Raw genomic sequence first — 20,601 nt, forward strand, 5'->3', positions numbered from 1 at the left:
CACCCCGACTCAACTGTCGAGATGGCACGGCCCACGGGCCGATGGCGCGTCCGCGCCGCCCTTCTCACCCACAGCCTCTTTGACACCGGCGCCGCTTTCTCGTCAGAGGCTCTTGCCGCCTCGCGGCGGCGATGCTTAAACGCGGCCGGCGAAAGCCGTGCGGGCGGTTAGCTCAGTTGGTAGAGCATCTCGTTTACACCGAGAGGGTCGGCGGTTCGAGCCCGTCACCGCCCACCATCGCCCCCCGAAGCGGGGCGGCGCCTCCGCAGGGGTTGTGACCCGGCGGCACGACAGCTTCACACAAGGCGGCGTTTTCATGGTGACGGCGGTAGGTCTCGGCCGGCACCGCGCAGCGACGCGCCCGGGCTGGGGCTGGGTTAGCTGTCCCGTGGAGCTCACATGTCCTTCAAGAATTTGCCGCTTATCGGCAAGATATCGGCGCTGCTGCTGCTGCTGGCCGCCTTCGCCGCCGGCGGGGTGATTTTCGCCGGCACCCGCATGCAGGCGATCAGTTCGGAATATCAGGGGGCCCTTACGGGCCCGGCCTCGGCCGCCGTGGCGCTAGCCCGGGCCAATCGCTTCACCGTCTATTTCAACCAGGGTGTCTATCAGTCTCTCTCGTCGCTGACCGATGAGGACAATGAGGCCGCCGTCAACGTGCAGAAGGAGGCCGTCGCCGGCTTCCATGACCGCATGACCGAGGCGGCCACCAAGGACCCCTCGCTGACCGAACAGGTGAAGACGCTGGTGGCGAGGTTCGACCGCTTCACCGGCGAGCAGTGCGGCGACGTTGTCGCGCGCGCCAATGCTTCGACCTCGGTCGAGGAGAACAACAAGACGGCCGCAGAATGGAATGCGCGCTGCATGCCGATTTCGACTGCGCTCATCGCCGATATCGCCAAGGAGGTGAACGCGCGGGCGAGCGACATCGTTAAGCTTTCCGACAGCCTGCGCGCGGACGCCGACTCGGCCGTCATGACGGTGTATGTCGGCATGGCCGTTGGCCTCGTGCTCGTGCTGCTGCTGGCCTTCCTGGCGACGCGCTTCGGCGTGGTGAAGCCGCTGGAGCAGCTGCGGAAGGTGTTCGACAATCTCGCCCAGGGCGTGCTCGCCGTGACCGTGGACGGCACCGAGCGCCGGGACGAGATCGGCGGCATGGCCCGTTCGGCGGATGTGCTGCGCGGCGCTCTCGTCGATGCCGAGAAGGCGCGCGAGGAGGCCCGCCAGGCCGAAGTCCACGCCGCCCAGCGCGTCGTGGCGCAGCGCCAGGCGATCGCCGACGAGTTCGAATCGAAGATGGGCACGCTCGTCAACGCGCTGTCGAACTCCTCCACCGAAGTGTCGGAAGCGGCGCGCAACCTCGCCGCCAGCGCCGAGGAGACCTCCCGCCAGGCGGCGGCGGTCGGCAGCGCCGCGGCGGAAGCCTCGGGCAGCGTGCAGACGGTCGCAGCGGCGACGGAGGAGCTTACCTCCTCGATCCGCGAGATCGGCAACCAGGTCAGCGGCGCCGCCGGGCGTGCGGTGAACGGGGCCGAGGTGGTGAACCGCACTGCCGCCGAGATCCGCGAACTCTCCGACGCCGCGGCCAAGATCGGCGAAGTGGTCAACCTCATCACCGACATCGCCGCCCAGACCAACCTGCTCGCGCTCAACGCCACCATCGAGGCGGCGCGGGCGGGTGAGGCCGGCCGCGGCTTCGCGGTGGTCGCGCAGGAAGTGAAGCAGCTGGCCGAGCAGACCGCCGGCGCCACCAAGGAGATCGGCCTCAAGGTCAACGATATCCAGCAGGCGACCGGCCGCACCGTGGGCTCGATCGAGCACATCGTCACCACCATCGCCCAGATCCGCGATGCGACGACCACCATCGCCAGCTCGGTGGAGCAGCAGGGCTCGGCCACGCAGGAAATCGCTGTCAACACCAACCAGGCCGCCAGCGGCACCGGCATGGTGAGCGAGAACATCGTCGGTGTCGGCCGTGCGGCCGAAATGACCGGCGCCGCCTCCGCGCAGCTGACCTCGCTCTCCGGTGCGCTGGCGCATCAGGCCAGCGACCTGAAGCAGCAGGTGGGTGAGCTGGTGCGCAGCCTGCGGGCGGCCTGACCGTCCACACGCTCCCAGCCCCGCCGCGCGCCGCTTCCCCCAGCGGCGCGCGGTTTGCTTTTCGGGAGGCCGCCCGGCCGGTCCGGCGCCGGGGGTTGACATCCCCGGCCGCATCCCCGACTTCGACGGCTCTCCCGCGCAGCCGTGCCCCACGTGCCGCGCCCCGTCAGCCGCGCGTGGTGTGCCGATGAAACTCGTCCTGTTCGATTGCGACGGCACGCTGGTGGACAGCCAGCACGTCATTGTCGCCGCCATGGGCCGCGCCTTCGCCCGCGCGGAACTCGCCATGCCCTCGCGCGAGGCGGTGCTCGGCATTGTCGGCCTGTCACTGGTGGAAGCGATGCAGCGGCTGGGCGAGGACGATCCGCGCTTTCCCGCCGAGCGGCTGGCCGAGCTCTACCGCGAGGCGTTCCGCGAATTGCGCACCGAGCCGGATTTCAGCGAGCCGATGTTCCCCGGCATGCGCGGGCTGATCGACTGGCTCGCCGCCCGCGACGATCTGCTGCTCGGCATCGCCACCGGCAAGTCGCAGCGCGGCGTGGCGGCGGTGCTGGCCCATCACGGGCTGGAAGGGCGCTTCGTCACCATCCAGACGGCGGATGACGCCCCCTCCAAGCCGCACCCGGCCATGGTGCTGCAGGCGATGGCGGCCACCGGCGCGGCGCCGATGGACACGGTGCTGATCGGCGACACCAGCTTCGACATGGTGATGGCCCGTGCCGCCGGGGCCCGCGCCATCGGCGTGAGCTGGGGCTATCACGCGCCCGATCTGCTGACCCAGTCGGGCGCCGAGCGTCTGGCAACGGATGCGGACGAGCTGCAACGGGCGATCGACGAACTCTGGGAGACGGTGGCGTGAGCGAAGGAACCCCCGAGGCCACGTCTGCGCCGGCCCGGCCGGGCTTTGCCGAGCGCAAGCCGCTGCCCAAGCGTTTCTACCGCGAGGCCGGAGCGGCTGCGACGGAGGGCGGCCTGTTCCGCGTGGAGCTGGACGGGCGCCCGGTGCGCACGCCGGGGCGCCACCTCGTCGCGGTGCCGAGCCGGCCGCTGGCGCAGGCTCTGGCGGAGGAATGGCAGGCGCAGGGCGAGTTCATCGACCCCATGACCATGCCGATGACCCGGCTGGTCAATTCCGCCCTCGACGGCGTCGCCCCGAACATGGCCGAGGTGGGCGAGGAGATCGTGCGCTACGCCGGCAGCGACCTGCTGTGCTACCGCACCGACACGCCGGCGCAGCTGGTGGCGCTGCATGCGGAACTGTGGGACCCGGTGCTGGCCTGGGCGCGCGAGCGCTTCGGCGCCATTTTCATGCTGAGCGAGGGCGTCGTCCATGTCGCCCAGCCGCCGCGCACGCTGGAACTCATCGCTGGCGCGCTGCCGGACGATCCGCTGCGGCTCGCCGCGCTCAACCTGATGACGACGCTGAGCGGCTCGGCGCTGCTGGCGCTGGCGGTGGCGCATGGCCATCTCGATGCGGAGATGGCGTGGCGCGCCGCCCATGCGGATGAAGAGGTGCAGGAGCAGCTCTGGGGCACCGATGCCGAGGCGCTGGACCGCCGCGCCCGGCGCCGGCGCGATTTCGACGCCGCCGCGCAGGTCTACGCGCTTCTTTAGCAGGGCCGCAGCAAGCTCAAGGTCGCCAGCGCGATCATCCGCTCCTCATCGGTAGGGATGACCAGCACATGCGGGCCGGGGCCGTCGGCGTCGATCCAGGTGGCGTTGGCGTCGTTGGCGGCCGCGTCCAGCGCCACGCCGAGCAGGCCGAGCCGGGCACAGATGCGGGCGCGGATCTCGGCTGAGCGCTCACCGATGCCAGCGGTGAACACCAGCGCGTCGAGCCCGCCCAGCGTGACCGCGAGCCGCGCCACCGCCTGCGCGACATGCAGGGCGAAGTACTCCACCGCCAGCGCGGCGGCGGGCGCCTCGCTCGCCAGCAATTCGCGCATGTCGCTGGAGAGGCCGGACAGGCCCTTCAGCCCGCTGTCGTGATAGAGCATGTGGCCGACCTCGGCAGCGCTCATGCCCTTCTGCTCGATGAGATGCAGCACCACGCCGGGGTCGAGCGCGCCGCAGCGTGTGCCCATGGGCAGGCCGTCCAGCGCGGTGAAGCTCATCGTCGCGTCTTGGCTCGCGCCGTCCTTGAGACCGCAGGCCGAGGCGCCGGAGCCGAGATGGCAGATGACGACGCGCCCGCGCGCCAGTTCCGGCGCCAGTTCGCGCAGCGCGCCGGAGACATATTCATAGGACAGGCCGTGGAAGCCGTAGCGGCGCACGCCGTCGCGGTAGAGCGCGTCGGGCAGGGCGAAGCGGTCGCAGATTTCCGGGTGGCTGCGGTGGAAGGCGGTGTCGAAGCAGGCGACCTGCGGCAGGTCCGGCCGGCGCTCGCGGATGGTGCGGATGGGGTCGAGATTGGTCAGCTGGTGCAGCGGGGCGAGCGGGATGAAGCTCTCCAGCGTGCGCAGCACCTCGTCATTCACGCGTTCGGGGTGGGTGTAGTGCGGCCCGCCATGCACGACGCGGTGGCCGACACCGATCAGATCGAACCCGTCGAGATGCGGCAGCACCCAGTCGCTGATGGCGTGCTGGGCCTCCGGCGCCTTGGCGATTTCCTCCGGCGCGAAGCTGCGCTCGACCAGGACCGTGCCGGCCTCGTCCTTGGCCAGGAGGCGCGGGCGTGTGCCGATGCCGTCCAGCGCCCCGCCGAGGACCAAAGCGACATCGCGCCCGGTGACGCGGTAGAGCTTGAACTTGATGCTGGACGAGCCGGCATTGACGACGAAAATGGCCTCGTTCATCGCGCTCATCCCCCCAGCTTCGGCTGGCGCAGCCGCGCCTGCGCATAGAGCACCGCCACCGCGCAGGAGGCGAGGCGGGTCTTCAGCGTGTCGGCGCGGCTGGTGAGGATCACCGGCACCCGCGCGCCGAGCACCACGCCGGCGGCATCGGCGCCGGCCATGAAGGTGAGGTTCTTCGCCAGCATGTTGCCGGCTTCGAGGTCCGGCGCGACGAGAATCTGCGCCCGGCCGGCGACGGGGGAAACGATGCCCTTGATGCGCGCGGCTTCCGGCGAGATGGCGTTGTCGAGCGCCAGCGGCCCGTCGAGATCGCCGCCGGTGATCTGGCCGCGATCGGCCATCTTGCACAAAGCGGCGGCCTCGATGGTGCTGGGAATGGAGGTGGTGACGGTTTCCACGGCCGAGAGGATGGCGACGCGCGGCCGGCCGAGGCCGAGCCCGACATGCAGGTCGATGGCGTTCTGCACGATGTCGCGCTTGGCATCGAGATCGGGGAAGATGTTCACCGCCGCATCGGTGATGAACAGCGGCTCGGCATAGCTCGGCACGTCCATGACGAAGACATGGCTGACCCGCCGCCCGGTGCGCAGGCCGGTGTCGCGGGCGGTGATGGCGGCGAGCAACTCGTCGCTGTGCAGGCTGCCCTTCATCAGCAGCGCGGCCTGGCCCTCCCGCACCAGCTCCACCGCCTTGGCGGCGGAGGCGACGCTGTGCGGCGTATCGACGATCGCGATGCCGGCGAGGTCCAGCCCTTCCGCCTGCGCCACCGCCTCGATGCGGGCGCGGGGGCCGACCAGGATCGGCACGATGAAGCCGGCCTTGGCGGCGTCGAGTGCGCCGTGCAGGGAGGCGGCGTCGCAGGGATGGGCGATGGCGGTGGGCATGGCCTCCACCGTGCGGGCGCGGGCGACCAGGCGCTCATAATTGCCGTGATCGATCGGGGGCACCGTGCCGGGGCTTGTGGCCATGTCCATGTCTTCGCCTCCGTTGCGCCGGTGTCGCGGCGCCGATGTCGCGTTCAGTGTCGCCGCCGTGGCTGACGGCCGGACGACACAGACCGACCTTTTGTGCCCACGTCCATGACCTCACGCAAAGACCGCCCGACCCGCACCGGTCGCCCGTGGGCAGGCTCAGCCCGGGCGGCGGGCGACGAGGTCGATCTCCACCAGCGCGTCGCGGGCGAGGCCGGTGACGCCGACGCAGGTGCGCGCCGGGCGGCGATCGGCCGGGAAATAGGAGGCGTAGACCGCGTTCATGGCGGGATAGTCGCCCTTGAAATCGGTGAGATAGACGCGCGCCTGCAGCACATGCGACAGGTCGAGCCCGATGCCGGCGAGCACCAGCACGAGATTGTCCATCACCCGGCGCGTCTGCGCCTCCACGCCCTCCGGCAGCGGGCGCGAATCATCGTCCGGCCAGGTCGGCATCTGCCCGGTGATGAAGACCCAGCCATCCGCCTCCACGGCGTGGCTGAACGGGGCGACGGGGGTGGGGGCACCGGCAATCATGTGGAACTGCGCCAAGATCGCGTCTCCTGCGGGGGATCGGGTGCGCGAGCTTCCCCCGGCGACGGCGGCGCGGTCAATGCAGGAGGCGGGACGCGCGGCCGGGGGGCTGGCCTTCGTGCCGGAGCGGGAGGAGAATGCCGCCCGTGAAAGCGGTGCCGGGCAAACCCGGATGTGTCGTGAGTCGAGCATGAATCAGCATGTGAGCGCCCATATTCTGCGCGAGCCCTTCGGCACCCTCGCCGACGGCACCGAAATCCAACGCTTCCGCCTGTGCGGGGAGGGGGGCATGGAGGTGTCCATTCTCGACCTCGGCGCCACGGTGCAGGCGCTGCACGTGCCCGACCGTTCGGGTCGCCGCGCGGATGTCGTGCTCGGCCATGACACGCCGGACGCCTATGTGCGCGAGCCGCGCTTTTTCGGCGTGGCGGTGGGCCGCTACGCCAACCGCATCGCCGGCGGACGCTTCACGCTCGACGGGACGGAATATCGCGTACCTGCCAATGATGGCGACCACGCCCTGCATGGTGGGCCGGAAGGCTTCGACCGGCGCGTGTGGCGGCTCGCTGAGCTGTGCGAGGGGCAGGCGCCGTCGCTGCGCCTCACCCTTACCAGCCCGGTGGGCGATCAGGGTTTTCCGGGTACGCTGGACGCGAGCGTGACCTACACGCTGAGCGGGGCAGGGGAACTGACCATCGCCTTCGAGGCGACGACGGACGCGCCGACCCTCGTGAACCTAACCCATCACGGCTATTTCAACCTCGGCGGGGTGGAGGCCGGCGGCGATGTGCTCGACCATCTGCTGACCATCCATGCCGACGATTATCTGCCCGTGGACGCGGCGGCGATCCCGCTCGGCGGACCGGAAAGCGTCGACGGCACGCCCTTCGATTTCTGCACGCCGCGCCGCATCGGCGACCGCATCCGCCAGGCGCATGAGCAGCTGCGGCGCGGGCGGGGCTATGACCATAATTACTGCCTTGAAGGCGGCACCACCTCTCGCCCCCGCCTCGCCGCGCGGGTGGAGCACCCCGCCTCCGGTCGGGTGATGGAGGTGCTGACCGACCAGCCGGGGCTGCAATTCTATTCCGGCAATTTTCTCGACGGCACCGCGCTCGGCAAGGGCGGTCGGCTCTACCGTCAGGCCGACGGTTTCTGCCTGGAGCCGCAGGTCTGGCCCGATGCGCCGAACCGGGGGGACTACCCCTCGGCCCGGCTGGACCCCGGCCAGACCTATCGCCACGTCTCCGTCTACCGCTTCTCCACCGACTGAGGCGCGGCCCTCATGCCGGCAGGTAGCGCCGGGCGAGATGGGCCTTGAACACGCCGGCATCGAGCGGGCGGCCGGTGGCGCGGGTGAGGAGTTCATCCGTGTCGAGAAGCGAGCCGAGCCCGTGCACATGGGTGCGTAGCCAGCCGACCAGCGGGGCGAAATCGCCGCGGCCGATGGCCGGCAGCGTGTCCGGCTCGGCGCGGCAGGCGGCGTCGAACAGCTGCGCGGCGGCGATGGCGCCGAGCGTGTAGGTGGGGAAATAGCCCCAGCCGCCGCTCGGCCAGTGAATGTCCTGCAGGCAGCCCAGCCGGTCGTTCGGCGGCGTGGTGCCGAGCAGTTCCTTCATCCCGGCATTCCATGCCGCCGGCAGCTCCGCCAGCGGGAGGTCGTCGGCGATCATCGCCTTTTCCAGCCGCGTGCGCAGGATGACATGGGCGGGATAGGTGACCTCGTCGGCATCGACGCGGATGAAGCCGCGCTCGATGCGGGTGTAGCGGCGCCACAGCGCCTCCGCCTCCCATTCCGGCCCCGTTCCGCCGAAGGCGGCGCGCATCAGCGGCGCGGCGAAGCCGAGGAATTCGCGCGAGCGGCAGGCCTGCATCTCCATCAGCAGCGACTGGCTTTCATGCAGCACCATGCCGCGCGCCTGCCCGACCGGCTGGTTCATGTAGCCGGCGGGGCGGCCCTGCTCATAGAGCGCGTGGCCGGTCTCGTGGATCACGCCCATCAGCGCCTTGGCGAAATCGGCCTCGTCATAGCGGGTGGTGATGCGCACATCATGGTCGGCACCGCCGCAGAAGGGGTGGGTGGACACGTCGAGCCGGCCCCGGTCGAAATCATAGCCGAGCGCCGCCATCATGCGCTGGCCGAGCCCGCGCTGCGCCTCCACTGCGAAGGGGCCTTCCAGCGCGCCGGGCGCGGGGCGGCGGGCCTGCGCCGCCAGCGCTTCCTCGGTGAAGCCGGGCAGGAAGGCGGCGAGATCGTCGAACAGCGCGTCGATGCGGGCGATGCGTGCGCCGGGCTCATAATCGTTCAGCAGCGAGTCATAGGGCGAGAGGCCGAGAATCGCGCCCTTGGCGGCACCGGCCTCGCGCTGAAGCCGCAGCACCTCGGCGAGATAGGGCAGCAAGGCGGGGAAGTCGGATTCCGCCCGCGCCTGCCGCCACGCCATTTCGCAGGCGGAAATCGCCTTGCTGGAGGCTTCCACGAGATCGGCGGGGAGGGCGGTCTGTGCCGTGAAGACGCGGCGCATCTCGCGCAGATTGGCCCGCTCCCAGCTACCCAGCGTGTCGTCGCTGGCGGCGGCCTCCAGCCAGTCGCCAAGGCGCGGGTCCACCGCCATGTCGTGCTGGAGCACGCGCAGCAGCGCCAGGCTTTCCGCCCGGCTGGCGGCGGCGCCCTTCGGCATCATCGTGTCACTGTCCCATTGCAGGATGCCGACCGCGTTGGACATCGCGCTGATGCGGCCGAAATGGGCGGCGAGGGAGGCGTAGGCGGACATGAACCTTCTCCGGCAGCTGCCGGCGCGGGCCGGCCTTGCCCCTGTTCTAGCCGAGGGCAACCTCCGGCGGAACCTTGGTGCCGGGGGCGGGCATGGCGGCCTCGCGGACGATTTCCGCCATCCGCTCGAAGGAGGCGGCGAGCGGATTGGTCCGGCGCCAGACCATGCCGATGGTGCGGGTGGGGCGGGGCGTCGCCAGCCGCGCCACCGCGACGGCGGCGGAGCGCGTTTCGATCCCCACCGCCATTTGCGGGATCAGCGTCACGCCGATGCCGGCGCCGACCATCTGCACCAGCGTGGTGAGCGAGCTGCCCTCCATCAGGTCGCGCGGCAGCTGCGAGGCAAGGTTGCAGAAGGAAAGCGCCTGTTCGCGGAAGCAATGGCCTTCCTGCAGCAGTAGCAAGCGCATGGTGCGCAGCGTCTCGGAATTCGGCACCGGCAGGTCCGCCTCGATTGCGGGGCGCACGAGGACGAACTCCTCCTCGAACAGCGCGTGTTCGCTCAGCGAGGGCTCGGAGACGGGCAGGGCGACGAGGGCGGTGTCGAGCCGCCCGTCGATGAGATCGTCGACGAGGCGCTGCGTCACCGCTTCGCGCGGACGCAGGTCGAGGCCAGGAAAGCGCTCGCCCAGAAGCTGCATCACGGCGGGCAGCAGATAGGGCGCGACGGTGGGAATGACGCCGATGCGCACGCGTCCGGCCAGCGGGCTGTGCGAGGCGCGGGCGAGATCGCCCAGTTCGTCCACCGCCCGGAGGATATTGCGCGCGCGGGCGGCGAAATCCTCGCCGAGACGGGTGAGCCGGATCTGGCGCGGGCCGCGCTCCACCAGCGGTGCGCCGAGGATTTCCTCCAGCTCCTTCACCTGCAGCGACAGCGCCGGCTGGGAGATGGCGCAGGCTTCCGCCGCCCGGCCGAAATGCCCGTGCTGGGCCAGCGCCTCGAAATAGCGCAGATGCCGCATGGAAATGTCTGTCATAAGCTCAGGTTATCGTGGCAATTAGAAAATGCAAATTTTCATTATCCCGCGCCTACGATAAGACCTCTTCCAATTCCAAACGCCTGCCCGCGCGCCTCGCGTGCCCGGGCGCGCGCCGGGCGAAGCTCGCCGCCGGCCTCTTCTCACGATCGGAGACTGCAATGGACGACATCACGAACAGGCCGGCCGGCAAGTGCCCGGTGATGCATGGCGCGATCACCGAAACCGGCACGTCGAACATGGATTGGTGGCCCAAGGCGCTCAATCTCGACATTCTCAGCCAGCACGACACCAAGACCAACCCGCTCGGCGAACACTTCAATTACCGCGAGCAGGTGAAGACGCTCGATTTCGACGCGCTGAAGGCGGATATGCGCGCGCTGATGACCGACAGCCAGGAATGGTGGCCGGCGGACTGGGGCCATTATGGTGGGCTGATGATCCGCATGTCGTGGCACGCGGCCGGCTCCTACCGCCTCGCGGACGGGCGCGGCGGCGGCGGCACCGGCGACCAGCGCTTCGCCCCGCTCAATTCCTGGCCGGACAATGTGAGCCTCGACAAGGCCCGCCGCCTGCTGTGGCCGATCAAGAAGAAATACGGCAACAAGGTGAGCTGGGCCGACCTGATCGTGCTCGCCGGCACCATTGCCTATGAGACCATGGGGCTGAAGACCTTCGGCTTCGGCTTCGGCCGCGCCGATGTGTGGCACCCCTCCAAGGACACCTATTGGGGTTCCGAGCGCGAGTGGCTGGCGCCGAGCGACAACCGCTACACCGATGTGAACGACCCCTCGACGATGGAGAACCCGCTCGCCGCCGTGCAGATGGGCCTCATTTACGTCAACCCGGAAGGCGTGAACGGCAAGCCCGACCCGCTGAAGACCGCCGCGCAGGTGCGCGAGACCTTCGCCCGCATGGCGATGAACGATGAAGAGACCGCCGCGCTCACCGCTGGTGGCCACACGGTCGGCAAGACCCATGGCAATGGCGACGCCAAGGCGCTCGGCCCCAACCCGGAAGCCGCCGCGCTGGAAGACCAGGGCATGGGTTGGTCCAACCCGAACCAGAACGGCCTCGCCAGCCGCGCCGTGACCTCCGGCCTCGAAGGCGCCTGGACGACGCATCCGACCCAGTTCGACATGGGCTTCTTCGAGATGCTGTTCGGCCATGAATGGGAGCTGCGCAAGAGCCCGGCCGGCGCCTGGCAGTGGGAGCCGATCAACATCAAGGAAGAGGACAAGCCGGTCGACGCCAGCGACCCCTCGATCCGCCACAATCCGATGATGACCGACGCCGACATGGCGATGAAGGTCGACCCGATCTACAACGCGATCTGCCAGAAGTTCATGGCCGATCCCGAGTACTTCAAGGACACCTTCGCCCGCGCCTGGTTCAAGCTGACCCATCGCGACATGGGCCCGAAGGCCCGCTATATCGGCCCGGACGTGCCGGCCGAAGACCTGATCTGGCAGGACCCGGTTCCCGTCGGCCCCACCGACTATGACGTGACGGCGGTGAAGGCGAAGATCATCAATGCCGGCCTCACCATCAGCGAACTGGTGAGCACCGCCTGGGACAGCGCCCGCACCTATCGCGGTTCCGACATGCGCGGCGGCGCCAATGGCGCGCGCATCCGCCTCGCGCCGCAGAAGGACTGGGAAGGCAACGAGCCGGCGCGCCTCGCCAAGGTGCTCGGCGTGCTGGAAGGCATCGCGGCCGAGACCGGCGCAAGCCTCGCGGACGTGATCGTGCTCGGCGGCAATGTCGGCATCGAGCTGGCGGCCAAGGCGGCCGGCCATGATGTCACCGTGCCGTTCGCGCCGGGCCGGGGCGACGCCACCGACGCCCAGACCGATGCCGCCTCCTTCAGCGTGCTGGAGCCGCTGCATGACGGCTACCGCAACTGGCTGAAGAAGGACTATGTGGTCAGCCCCGAGGAAATGCTGCTCGACCGCACCCAACTGATGGGCCTCACCGCGCCGGAAATGACCGTGCTGGTCGGCGGCCTGCGCGTGCTCGGCACCAATCACGGCGGCAGCAAGCACGGCGTGTTCACCGCCCGCGAAGGCGCGCTGACCAACGACTTCTTCGTCAACCTCACCGACATGGCCTACACATGGACCTCGGTCGGCAATGGCGTCTATGAGCTGCGCGACCGCAAGACCGGCGCGGCGAAGTGGACGGCCACCCGCGTCGACCTGGTCTTCGGCTCGAACTCGATCCTGCGCGCCTATGCCGAGGTCTACGCCCAGGACGACGCGCAGGAGAAGTTCCTCAGCGACTTCGTCGCCGCCTGGACCAAGGTGATGAACGCCGACCGCTTCGACCTGGTGAAGTGATTGCCTGACGGCTTGGTGAAGTGATCGCCTGACAGCTTCCCTCTCCGCCTCTGGCGGGGAGGGGCGGCTCCTGCAAGGCCCGTTGCGCCCGGCGCGACGGGCCTTTACTTTTGCCGCACCGACAGCGCCGCGCGCCGTTCGGCCCGGGGGGAACGCGCATGACCGACCGCCGTCCCGAACGCCGTCCCGATCCCGTGCTCATCGCCGGCGCCGGCCCGGTCGGGCTGGTGATGGCGCTGGAACTCGCCCGCTACGGCGTCCCGGTGCGGATTGTCGACCCGATGACCGCGCGCGCCACCACCTCTCGCGCCGTGGCGATCTGGCCGCGCACACTGGAGTTGCTGGACCGCGCCGGCGGCGACCTTACCGCCGAGCTCATCACCGCCGGCAACAAGGTGATTGCGGCGCATATGCTGGCCGATGGCAAGAGCCTCGCCCGCGTGCCGCTCGCCGAAATCGAGTCGCCCTATCCCTTCGTGCTGATGCTGCCGCAGAGCGAAACCGAGCGCATTCTGCTGCATCATCTGGAGGCGCGCGGCGTTCGGCCGGAACTGGCCACGGCGCTGGCGGACTTCACCCCGGACGAAGAGGGCGTGACCGCCACACTCCGCCGCGCCGATGGCAGCGAGGAGACCGCCCGCTTTGCCGCGCTCATCGGCTGCGACGGCGCCCACAGCCCGGTGCGCCACCGGCTTGGCCTCGCTTTCGCCGGCGAGACGCTGGGCAGCGACTGGGCGCAGGGCGACTTTCATCTCACCGGCATGCCGTTCCCGGTCGATGAATTCGCCACCTGCCTGCACCGGGAGGGGCCGGCGGTGCTGTTCCCGCTGTCGCCCGGGCGCTACCGCGTCATTGTCGGCCTCGGCCCCAACCCTGCGCCGACGGCGCCGCCACCGCCCGATATGGCCGGCTTCCAGGCGCTGCTCGACCGGCGCGGCCCCGGCGGCATCACCCTGACCGAGACGCTGTGGTCGACCTCGTTCCGCATCAATGAGCGCCAGGTGGAGAGCTATCGGGTGGGGCGCGTCTTCCTTGCCGGCGATGCCGCCCATGTGCACAGCCCCGCCGGCGGGCAGGGCATGAACACCGGCATGCAGGACGCGGTGAACCTCGCCTGGAAACTCGCCCTGGTGCTGCGCGGGTGCGCGACCTCCCCGCTGCTGCTCGACAGCTACGACCCGGAGCGGCGGGCGGTGGGGGCGGAGGTGATCGCCACCTCCGGCCGGCTGATCCGGCTCAGCACGATCAGCAACCCGCTGGCGCGGCAGCTGCGCAACATCGTCATGCCCTTCGTGCTTGGCCTGGCGCCGGTGCGGCACGCCCTCGCCGGCGAACTCACCGAGACCGCGATCCACTACGCCGACAGCCCGCTCAACGGCGCGTCCTGGGAGGCCGGCCGCCGGGCCGGCACGCGGTTGGCGCCGCTGGCCGGGGAAGTGCCCTATGGCGCGGGCGATACGCCGCGCTTCACCCTGCGGCTCGGCGCCGGCGTGCCCCCGCCGCCGGACAATCTGCCGATGGGCCTGGTCGATCCGGTGATGCGCGCGAACCCGGTGCCCGGCGGCATCGAACTGGTGCGGCCCGATGGCTATCTCGCTCTGGCGGTGGCCGAGGGCGAATGGGAGCCGGTTTTGGAATATATGCGCCGCCTCGGCCCGGTGGACGCTTGACCGGCGCGCGGTGGAAGCTCTGCTTCCGTCCGTCTGCTGATCCCTGCCGGGGACAGCGAGCGCTCGCAGGACCGCCCCCCACCACCTTTTCTCGGCGTGAAGCCAACCCGTTCAACAAGCCAGGGCTCACGGCCTCTTTGCCTGGAAGCCGCCCCAGCTATGCGTGAAGCGTTCGGCATCGGCCGGCGGCTCCGCGGGATAGAAACCTTCTGGACTAGCGCAATAGAGGTCGCGTTTCGCACCTTGATACATGCGAAAGAACAACCCGGCCGAAAGAACCCAGCTGCATAACGGTGAGTGGTCGCCTTGATCACGCGCTGCGGCGTTTCTGGTCATGGCCGGTGAAGCGTGAACCGCCCCGCACTGAGATTGTTACCGTTCTCTGTTGCTAGCAGACATTATTTGCCCGGATTAACCCGGACGACAGCGAACGAAGCCGGATAGGTTCCGCTTAGGGGCCCGCCAGATAGGTCGATCCCGCAAGTCCAGCATCGTGAAGCCGCTCATCGCGCGCCTTGTACCGCGCTCGGTAGCGCCCGCCGTAGCGGTGCTGATCGCGGCAGGTGTTGCATTTGTGGTCGCGTTGACGGTGACACTGTTGTTGACGGTCACGGTCTGTTGCATCTGCCTGCTCTGGTCGACGTTGTTGACCAGATCGGCCATCGTTCGCGGGGCAGGCAGGGCACCCGTTGTCGCGTTGTCGTTGGCGGCGGCCGGGCGGTTCCTCTGGCGTCGCTGACCGCGCTTGCCACACAGGTCCGAGACCAGCATCCCGGCCTCGTGCTCCTTCACTGATGATCTGCTCTTCCGTGAACCGGCTGCGCCTCATGTTCTGGTCCTCTCATTGGGCCAGAAAGAACTTCAATCCGGATTAGCCAGGAGAGGCAACGTCATGCGGGTCCTCAATACTCGCTATCCCGGAGGCTTCCGGGATTGCGTGTCGCCCCGTTGCTCCAAAGGTTGCCAATCGAACCAATGGAGGAACCGCAGAAATGAGTTTTTGCGCCGGTTTCCGGCCGATAGAGCGACAAATAGTGTTGGCGGGCAACCACCGCCAGAACGACAAAAAGCGATCGAACCCCCAGGGCTGGCGCGGTTCGCCGATAAGAACATATTGCGAACATCGAACAAACGGGGTACAAACGCGGTAACGTCTTTCCCGCCGCCCTTTTCCCTTGCGCCAAGCCCGGAGCCCGGCAATGACTCAATCGACTCTACGACTCGTTGAAGGATCTTCCATGGACAAGTCCAAGGCGCTCGACGCCGCACTGACCCAGATTGAGCGCCATTTCGGCAAGGGCTCGATCATGCGGCTGGGCAAGAACGACAAGATCATGGAGATCGAGACGGTCTCCACCGGCTCGCTCGGCCTCGACATCGCGCTCGGCATCGGCGGCCTGCCGCGCGGACGCGTGATCGAGATTTTCGGGCCGGAATCCTCCGGCAAGACCACGCTCGCCCTCCACACCATCGCGGAATCGCAGAAGAAGGGCGGCGTGTGCGCCTTCATCGACGCTGAACACGCGCTGGACCCGATCTATGCCCGCAAGCTCGGCGTCGACCTCGACAATCTGCTGATCTCGCAGCCCGATGCCGGCGAACAGGCGCTGGAGATCGCCGACACGCTGGTGCGTTCCGGTGCGGTGGACGTGCTGGTGGTGGATTCGGTCGCGGCCCTTACCCCGCGGGCGGAACTCGACGGCGAGATGGGCGACAACCAGCCGGGCATGCAGGCAAGGCTGATGAGCCAGGCGCTGCGCAAGCTCACCGCCTCGATCAACCGCTCCCACACCATGGTGATCTTCATCAACCAGATCCGCATGAAGATCGGCGTGATGTATGGCAGCCCGGAAACCACCACGGGCGGCAATGCGCTGAAATTCTATGCCTCCGTCCGCCTCGACATCCGCCGCATCGGCGCGATCAAGGAGCGCGAGGAGGTGGTCGGCAACCAGACCCGCGTCAAGGTGGTGAAGAACAAGCTGGCGCCGCCTTTCAAGCAGGTGGAATTCGACATCATGTATGGCGAGGGCGTCTCCAAGATGGGCGAACTGATCGATCTCGGCGTCAAGGCCGGCGTGGTCGAGAAGTCCGGCGCCTGGTTCTCCTATGACAGTCAGCGCCTCGGCCAGGGGCGCGAAAACGCCAAGACCTTCCTGCGCCAGCACCCCGAGGTTTCCGGACGCATCGAGGCGACCATCCGCCAGAATGCCGGCCTCATCGCCGAGCAGATCCTGGCGGGCAGCGAAGAGAGCGAGGACGGCGACGACGCCGAGTGAGGCCGCGGCCGGGGTGGCGGCCGGGCTTGCCTGCGGCATCTCCGGCTGTTGCGCGCCGGGTCGGCAGCGCAGCGGGGACGACGCCCCGCTGCTTTCTGGACAAGGTGTTGATGCGTCGTTAGAACCGTTGCGCCCGCGCCGGTCGGTGCGGGTCGGCGCCTTTCGCGGCGCTGCTATCCAGCATCGGCGGACCCGGGTTCATGAGCGGCGTAAACGAGATTCGCGCGACCTTCCTCGACTATTTCGCCCGCAACGGGCACCAGGTGGTCGACTCCTCCCCGCTCGTGCCGCGCAACGACCCGACATTGATGTTCACCAATGCGGGCATGGTGCAGTTCAAGAACGTCTTCACCGGCATCGAGAAGCGGCCCTATTCGCGTGCGGTCACCTCGCAGAAATGCGTGCGCGCCGGCGGCAAGCACAACGATCTCGACAATGTCGGCTACACCGCGCGGCATCACACCTTCTTCGAGATGCTCGGCAATTTCTCCTTTGGCGACTACTTCAAGGAGAACGCCATCGAGCTCGCGTGGAACCTGATCACCCGCGAATTCGAACTGCCGGTCGAGAAGCTGCTCGTCACCGTCTATCACGAGGATGACGAGGCGTTCGGACTGTGGAAGCGCATTGCCGGCCTGCCGGACGAGCGCATCATCCGCATCGCGACGTCAGACAATTTCTGGCAGATGGGCGATACCGGCCCGTGCGGCCCGTGCTCCGAGATTTTCTTCGACCACGGCCCGCATATTCCCGGCGGCCCTCCCGGCTCGGCCGACGCGGACGGCGACCGTTTCATCGAGATCTGGAATCTCGTTTTCATGCAGTTCGAGCAACTGCCGGGTGGTGAGCGGGTGCGGCTACCGCGTCCGTCCATCGACACCGGCATGGGGCTGGAACGCATCTCCGCCGTGCTGCAGGGCACGCACGACAATTACGAGATCGACCTCATGCGCGCCCTGACCGGCGCGGTCGAGGAATTGACCGACGTGCCCGCCAATGGCCCGCAAAAGGCCAGCCACCGGGTGATCGCCGACCATCTGCGCGCCTCCACCTTCCTCGTCGCCGACGGCGTGCTGCCCTCCAATGAGGGGCGCGGCTATGTGCTGCGCCGCATCATGCGCCGCGCGATGCGCCATGCGCAGCTGCTCGGCGCCCGCGATCCGCTGATGCACCGCCTGGTGCCGGTCCTGGTGCGCGAGATGGGCCGGGCCTTCCCGGAGATCGTCCGCGCCGAGGCGCTGGTGGCGGAGACGCTGCGGCTGGAGGAAACCCGCTTCCGCAAGACGCTGGAGCGCGGCCTGTCGATCCTCGAGACCGAGAGCGAAGGTCTCGAAGCCGGCGCGAAATTCTCCGGCGAAACCGCATTCAAGCTCTACGACACCTTCGGCTTCCCGCTCGACCTCACCGAGGACGCGCTGCGCGCGCGTGGCGTCGGCGTCGACGTCGAGGCGTTCAACACCGCCATGGCGCGGCAGAAGGCCGAGGCCCGCGCCTCCTGGTCCGGCTCGGGCGAGGCGGCGACCGACACGGTGTGGTTCGCGGTGCGCGAGGATGCCGGGGCGACCGAGTTCCTCGGCTATGACACGACGAGCGCCGAGGGCACGGTGACCGCGCTCGTCGCCGAGGGGCGGCAGGTCGCGGAGCTTGGGGCGGGCGCCACCGGCCTGGTGGTGCTGAACCAGACGCCGTTCTATGGCGAATCCGGCGGCCAGACCGGCGACACCGGCGTGTTCAGCGGCGAGGACGGGCTCAAGGTCCGCGTCACCGGCACGCAGAAGAAGCTGGGCGACGTGTTCGTGCATGAGGTCACGGTCGAGAGCGGCACGCTCAAGGTCGGGAGCGCGCTGGCGCTCACCGTCGATGCCGAGCGCCGTCAGGCTATTCGCGCCAATCATTCGGCCACCCATCTGCTGCACGAGGCGCTGCGCCGCGTGCTCGGCGACCATGTCGCGCAGAAGGGCTCGCTGGTCGCGCCCGACCGTCTGCGCTTCGATTTCTCCCACCCCAAGCCGGTGGAAGCGGACGAATTGCGGCGGGTCGAGGATTTGGCCAACCGCATCGTGCTACGCAATGAGCCGGTGGTGACCCGTCTGATGGCGGTGGATGACGCCATCGCCTCCGGTGCGCGGGCGCTGTTTGGCGAGAAATATGGCGAGGAGGTCCGCGTCGTCAGCATGGGCACCGATCCCGGCAATGGCGCGCCCTATTCGATCGAACTGTGCGGCGGCACCCATGTCGGGCGCACGGGCGATATCGGCGTCATCAGTCTCGTCAGCGAAAGCGCCGTCGGCGCCGGCGTGCGCCGGGTCGAGGCGATGACCGGCGATGCCGCCCGCCACGCGCTGACCGCCGACCGCCAGGCACTGCAGGGTGCGGCGGCGCTGCTCAAGGCACCGGTCGCCGAGGTGGAGGCCCGTCTCGCGCAACTGGTCGAGGAACGCCGCAAGCTCGAGCGCGAGCTGGGCGAGGCGCGGCGCAAGCTGGCCATGGGCGGCGGTGCGGGGGCGGAAGAGCCCGTGCGCAGCGTCGGTGATGTCAAGCTGCTGGCGCGCGAAGTCACCGGCATCGAGCCGAAGGATCTCAAGAGCCTGGTCGACGAGGGCAAGAAGCGCATCGGCTCCGGCGTGGTGGCGATTGTCGGTGTCACCGAGGATGGTCGTGCCGGCCTCGTGGTCGGCGTCACTGAGGACCTGACCGGGCGTTTCGACGCGGTGGCGCTGGTGCGGCGCGGCGCCGAGGCTCTGGGTGGCAAGGGCGGCGGCGGGCGACCGGACATGGCGCAGGCGGGCGGGCCGGACGGCGCCCGTGCGGCCGAGGCACTGGCGGCGATCGAGAGCGCTCTGGCCGGCTGATCGCGCCGGTGGGCGGGGGAGTGTCCGGCGATGGCGGCGCGCAGACACGAGCCCGGCGGGTCGATGGCGTCGCTGTGGCGCGCGCGGCGGCGGCGCTGCTACGAGATATTGGAGCGCGACGCCGCGCATGACCGCACGGCGCATCGGGTCGAAATCGGCCTGATCGTGCTGGTGGTGCTCAACGTCATCGCCGCCGTGCTGGAGACGGTGCCGAGCCTGTATCTGCGCGACTACCGCGCCTTTCTCGGCTTCGAGCGGCTGTCCCTGCTGGTGTTCGCGCTCGAATATGCGCTGCGCCTCTGGGTGGCGCCGGAGAATCCGCGCTATCGCGGCCTCACGCCGCTGCAGGCGCGGCTGCGCTATGCGCGCACGGCGGTGGCGATTGTCGATCTCATCGCCTGGCTTCCCTTCGTGCTGTCGGCGGCTTTCGGGGTCAACCTCGTCACGCTGGCCATCTTCCGCCTGCTGCGCTTCATCAAGCTGGTGCGCTATTCGCCCGGCATGCAGTCGCTGCTTGAAGTGCTGCACCGCGAGAGCCAAGCGCTCATGGCGTGTTTCTGGCTGCTGTCCGCCGCCGTGCTCGTCGCCGCCTCGGCGATGTATGTGGCGGAGGGCCATGTCCAGCCCGAGCATCTCGGCTCGATTCCGGCGGCGATGTGGTGGGCCATGGCGACGGTGACCACGGTCGGCTATGGCGATGTCTATCCCGTCACCGTGGCCGGCCGGGTCATCGCCAGCCTCACCATGGTCACCGGCATCGTGATGATCGCCCTGCCGGTCGGCATCATCGCCACGTCCTTCGTCGATGTGATCAAGCGCCGCGATTTCGTCATCACCTGGGGCATGGTGGCGCGGGTGCCGCTGTTCGCCGATCTCGACGCGTCCGGCATTGGCGAGATCCACAAGATGCTCTCGGCCCATACCGCGCAACCCGGCGAGGTGATCGCCCGTCGCGGCGAGGTGGCGCGCTCCATGTACTTCATCGCCTCGGGCGAGGTGGAACTGGAATTCGCCGACAGCGTGCATGTGCTGGGCGAGGGGCAGTTCTTCGGCGAGATGGCGTTGCTGCACCAGACGCACCGCGCCGCCACGGCGCGGGCGCGGGCGCGCTGCATGCTGCTCATCCTGGAAGCGGAAGCGCTGGCGGAGGTGATCCGCCGGCATCCGGAAATCGGCAAACGCATCCGCGCCATGGCCAAGGATGAGGAAGGCCCGCATCCGGTGCGGCGCAGCGCCGACATCGCCAATGATGAACTTGTGGAGCCACCGGCGCCCGAGGGCGCATAGGCCGGGCAATTCGGCGAAGACGCG

At 68.9% G+C, this 20,601-nt stretch carries 15 protein-coding genes and 1 tRNA gene; 10 read left to right on the top strand and 6 right to left on the bottom strand.

Annotation, left to right across the window (positions count from 1 at the left end; genetic code table 11):
• Positions 1 to 161: 161 nt before the first annotated feature.
• The 4 genes from ACO07Z_RS20825 to ACO07Z_RS20840 all read left to right on the top strand — a co-directional run bounded on the left by ACO07Z_RS20825 (position 162) and on the right by ACO07Z_RS20840 (position 3,714).
• A tRNA-Val gene (locus ACO07Z_RS20825) sits at positions 162 to 237 on the top strand.
• A 162-nt stretch (positions 238 to 399) separates the two neighbouring features.
• Positions 400 to 2,100: a methyl-accepting chemotaxis protein gene (locus ACO07Z_RS20830; protein ID WP_421700448.1), complete on the top strand. Its 1,701-nt coding sequence runs from the start codon at positions 400 to 402 to the stop codon at positions 2,098 to 2,100.
• Positions 2,101 to 2,287: 187 nt separating this feature from the next.
• On the top strand, positions 2,288 to 2,959 hold the full coding sequence (locus ACO07Z_RS20835) for an HAD-IA family hydrolase (protein ID WP_421700449.1): 672 nt from the start codon (positions 2,288 to 2,290) through the stop codon (positions 2,957 to 2,959).
• Positions 2,956 to 3,714, top strand: a complete 759-nt coding sequence (locus ACO07Z_RS20840; protein ID WP_421700450.1) for an ATP12 family chaperone protein — start codon at positions 2,956 to 2,958, stop codon at positions 3,712 to 3,714. The genes ACO07Z_RS20835 and ACO07Z_RS20840 overlap by 4 nt, the downstream gene beginning before the upstream one ends.
• On the opposite strand, the gene ACO07Z_RS20845 is transcribed toward ACO07Z_RS20840, so the two are convergent.
• The 3 genes from ACO07Z_RS20845 to ACO07Z_RS20855 all read right to left on the bottom strand — a co-directional run bounded on the left by ACO07Z_RS20845 (position 3,711) and on the right by ACO07Z_RS20855 (position 6,403).
• The gene (locus ACO07Z_RS20845; RefSeq protein ID WP_421700451.1) at positions 3,711 to 4,895 is read right to left on the bottom strand and encodes an acetate/propionate family kinase; all 1,185 of its coding nucleotides are present in this window, start codon (positions 4,893 to 4,895) and stop codon (positions 3,711 to 3,713) included. The two genes, ACO07Z_RS20840 and ACO07Z_RS20845, sit on opposite strands and share 4 nt — an antisense overlap.
• A gap of 5 nt (positions 4,896 to 4,900) precedes the next feature.
• Positions 4,901 to 5,869 carry a phosphate acetyltransferase gene (locus ACO07Z_RS20850; RefSeq protein ID WP_421700452.1) on the bottom strand — a complete coding sequence of 323 codons (969 nt, stop codon included), beginning with the start codon at positions 5,867 to 5,869 and terminating at the stop codon, positions 4,901 to 4,903.
• A gap of 156 nt (positions 5,870 to 6,025) precedes the next feature.
• Positions 6,026 to 6,403 (bottom strand): RidA family protein, encoded by a 378-nt coding sequence (locus tag ACO07Z_RS20855; protein WP_307020080.1) that lies wholly within the window; start codon positions 6,401 to 6,403, stop codon positions 6,026 to 6,028.
• 187 nt (positions 6,404 to 6,590) lie between these two features.
• On the opposite strand from ACO07Z_RS20855, the gene ACO07Z_RS20860 reads away from it, so the two are divergent.
• Entirely contained in the window at positions 6,591 to 7,673 is a 1,083-nt protein-coding gene (locus ACO07Z_RS20860) for an aldose epimerase family protein (RefSeq protein ID WP_421700453.1), read from the top strand.
• Positions 7,674 to 7,683: 10 nt separating this feature from the next.
• Here ACO07Z_RS20860 and ACO07Z_RS20865 read toward each other — a convergent pair whose 3' ends face one another.
• Together ACO07Z_RS20865 and ACO07Z_RS20870 are read right to left on the bottom strand one after the other, a co-directional pair.
• Positions 7,684 to 9,174 (bottom strand): carboxypeptidase M32, encoded by a 1,491-nt coding sequence (locus ACO07Z_RS20865; protein WP_421700454.1) that lies wholly within the window; start codon positions 9,172 to 9,174, stop codon positions 7,684 to 7,686.
• 46 nt (positions 9,175 to 9,220) lie between these two features.
• Entirely contained in the window at positions 9,221 to 10,150 is a 930-nt protein-coding gene (locus ACO07Z_RS20870; RefSeq protein WP_421700455.1) for a hydrogen peroxide-inducible genes activator, read from the bottom strand.
• Between the two features lie 161 nt (positions 10,151 to 10,311).
• On the opposite strand from ACO07Z_RS20870, the gene katG reads away from it, so the two are divergent.
• The gene (gene katG / locus ACO07Z_RS20875) at positions 10,312 to 12,489 is read left to right on the top strand and encodes a catalase/peroxidase HPI (protein WP_421700456.1); all 2,178 of its coding nucleotides are present in this window, start codon (positions 10,312 to 10,314) and stop codon (positions 12,487 to 12,489) included.
• 158 nt (positions 12,490 to 12,647) lie between these two features.
• Positions 12,648 to 14,159 (top strand): FAD-dependent monooxygenase, encoded by a 1,512-nt coding sequence (locus tag ACO07Z_RS20880; RefSeq protein ID WP_421700457.1) that lies wholly within the window; start codon positions 12,648 to 12,650, stop codon positions 14,157 to 14,159.
• A gap of 411 nt (positions 14,160 to 14,570) precedes the next feature.
• On the opposite strand, the gene ACO07Z_RS20885 is transcribed toward ACO07Z_RS20880, so the two are convergent.
• A complete protein-coding gene (locus tag ACO07Z_RS20885; RefSeq protein WP_421700458.1) occupies positions 14,571 to 14,951 on the bottom strand; it encodes a hypothetical protein in 381 nt (126 codons plus the stop codon).
• 407 nt (positions 14,952 to 15,358) lie between these two features.
• Here ACO07Z_RS20885 and recA point away from each other — a divergent pair, with 407 nt between their 5' ends.
• The 3 genes from recA to ACO07Z_RS20900 all read left to right on the top strand — a co-directional run bounded on the left by recA (position 15,359) and on the right by ACO07Z_RS20900 (position 20,577).
• Positions 15,359 to 16,438: a recombinase RecA gene (gene recA, locus ACO07Z_RS20890; RefSeq protein WP_244376063.1), complete on the top strand. Its 1,080-nt coding sequence runs from the start codon at positions 15,359 to 15,361 to the stop codon at positions 16,436 to 16,438.
• Positions 16,439 to 16,638: 200 nt separating this feature from the next.
• Positions 16,639 to 19,290, top strand: coding sequence for an alanine--tRNA ligase (gene alaS / locus ACO07Z_RS20895; RefSeq protein ID WP_421700459.1), 2,652 nt, complete (start codon positions 16,639 to 16,641; stop codon positions 19,288 to 19,290).
• A 30-nt stretch (positions 19,291 to 19,320) separates the two neighbouring features.
• Positions 19,321 to 20,577 carry a cyclic nucleotide-gated ion channel gene (locus ACO07Z_RS20900; protein WP_421700460.1) on the top strand — a complete coding sequence of 419 codons (1,257 nt, stop codon included), beginning with the start codon at positions 19,321 to 19,323 and terminating at the stop codon, positions 20,575 to 20,577.
• Positions 20,578 to 20,601 lie beyond the last annotated feature (24 nt).

Origin of the sequence: Ancylobacter sp. (assembly GCF_965229075.1) — a bacterium.
In the GTDB taxonomy this organism is placed as follows: Bacteria; Pseudomonadota; Alphaproteobacteria; order Rhizobiales; family Xanthobacteraceae; genus Ancylobacter.

What these genes read in the sequence shown, in the direction of transcription:
- ACO07Z_RS20830 (WP_421700448.1), top strand. Translation starts at nt 400, where the DNA reads ATGTCCTTCAAGAATTTGCCGCTTATCGGCAAGATATCGGCGCTGCTG.
- ACO07Z_RS20835 (WP_421700449.1), top strand. Translation starts at nt 2,288, where the DNA reads ATGAAACTCGTCCTGTTCGATTGCGACGGCACGCTGGTGGACAGCCAG.
- ACO07Z_RS20845 (WP_421700451.1), bottom strand. Translation starts at nt 4,895, where the DNA reads ATGAACGAGGCCATTTTCGTCGTCAATGCCGGCTCGTCCAGCATCAAG.
- ACO07Z_RS20850 (WP_421700452.1), bottom strand. Translation starts at nt 5,869, where the DNA reads ATGGACATGGCCACAAGCCCCGGCACGGTGCCCCCGATCGATCACGGC.
- ACO07Z_RS20855 (WP_307020080.1), bottom strand. Translation starts at nt 6,403, where the DNA reads ATGATTGCCGGTGCCCCCACCCCCGTCGCCCCGTTCAGCCACGCCGTG.
- ACO07Z_RS20860 (WP_421700453.1), top strand. Translation starts at nt 6,591, where the DNA reads ATGAATCAGCATGTGAGCGCCCATATTCTGCGCGAGCCCTTCGGCACC.
- ACO07Z_RS20865 (WP_421700454.1), bottom strand. Translation starts at nt 9,174, where the DNA reads ATGTCCGCCTACGCCTCCCTCGCCGCCCATTTCGGCCGCATCAGCGCG.
- ACO07Z_RS20870 (WP_421700455.1), bottom strand. Translation starts at nt 10,150, where the DNA reads ATGACAGACATTTCCATGCGGCATCTGCGCTATTTCGAGGCGCTGGCC.
- katG (WP_421700456.1), top strand. Translation starts at nt 10,312, where the DNA reads ATGGACGACATCACGAACAGGCCGGCCGGCAAGTGCCCGGTGATGCAT.
- ACO07Z_RS20880 (WP_421700457.1), top strand. Translation starts at nt 12,648, where the DNA reads ATGACCGACCGCCGTCCCGAACGCCGTCCCGATCCCGTGCTCATCGCC.
- recA (WP_244376063.1), top strand. Translation starts at nt 15,359, where the DNA reads ATGACTCAATCGACTCTACGACTCGTTGAAGGATCTTCCATGGACAAG.
- alaS (WP_421700459.1), top strand. Translation starts at nt 16,639, where the DNA reads ATGAGCGGCGTAAACGAGATTCGCGCGACCTTCCTCGACTATTTCGCC.
- ACO07Z_RS20900 (WP_421700460.1), top strand. Translation starts at nt 19,321, where the DNA reads ATGGCGGCGCGCAGACACGAGCCCGGCGGGTCGATGGCGTCGCTGTGG.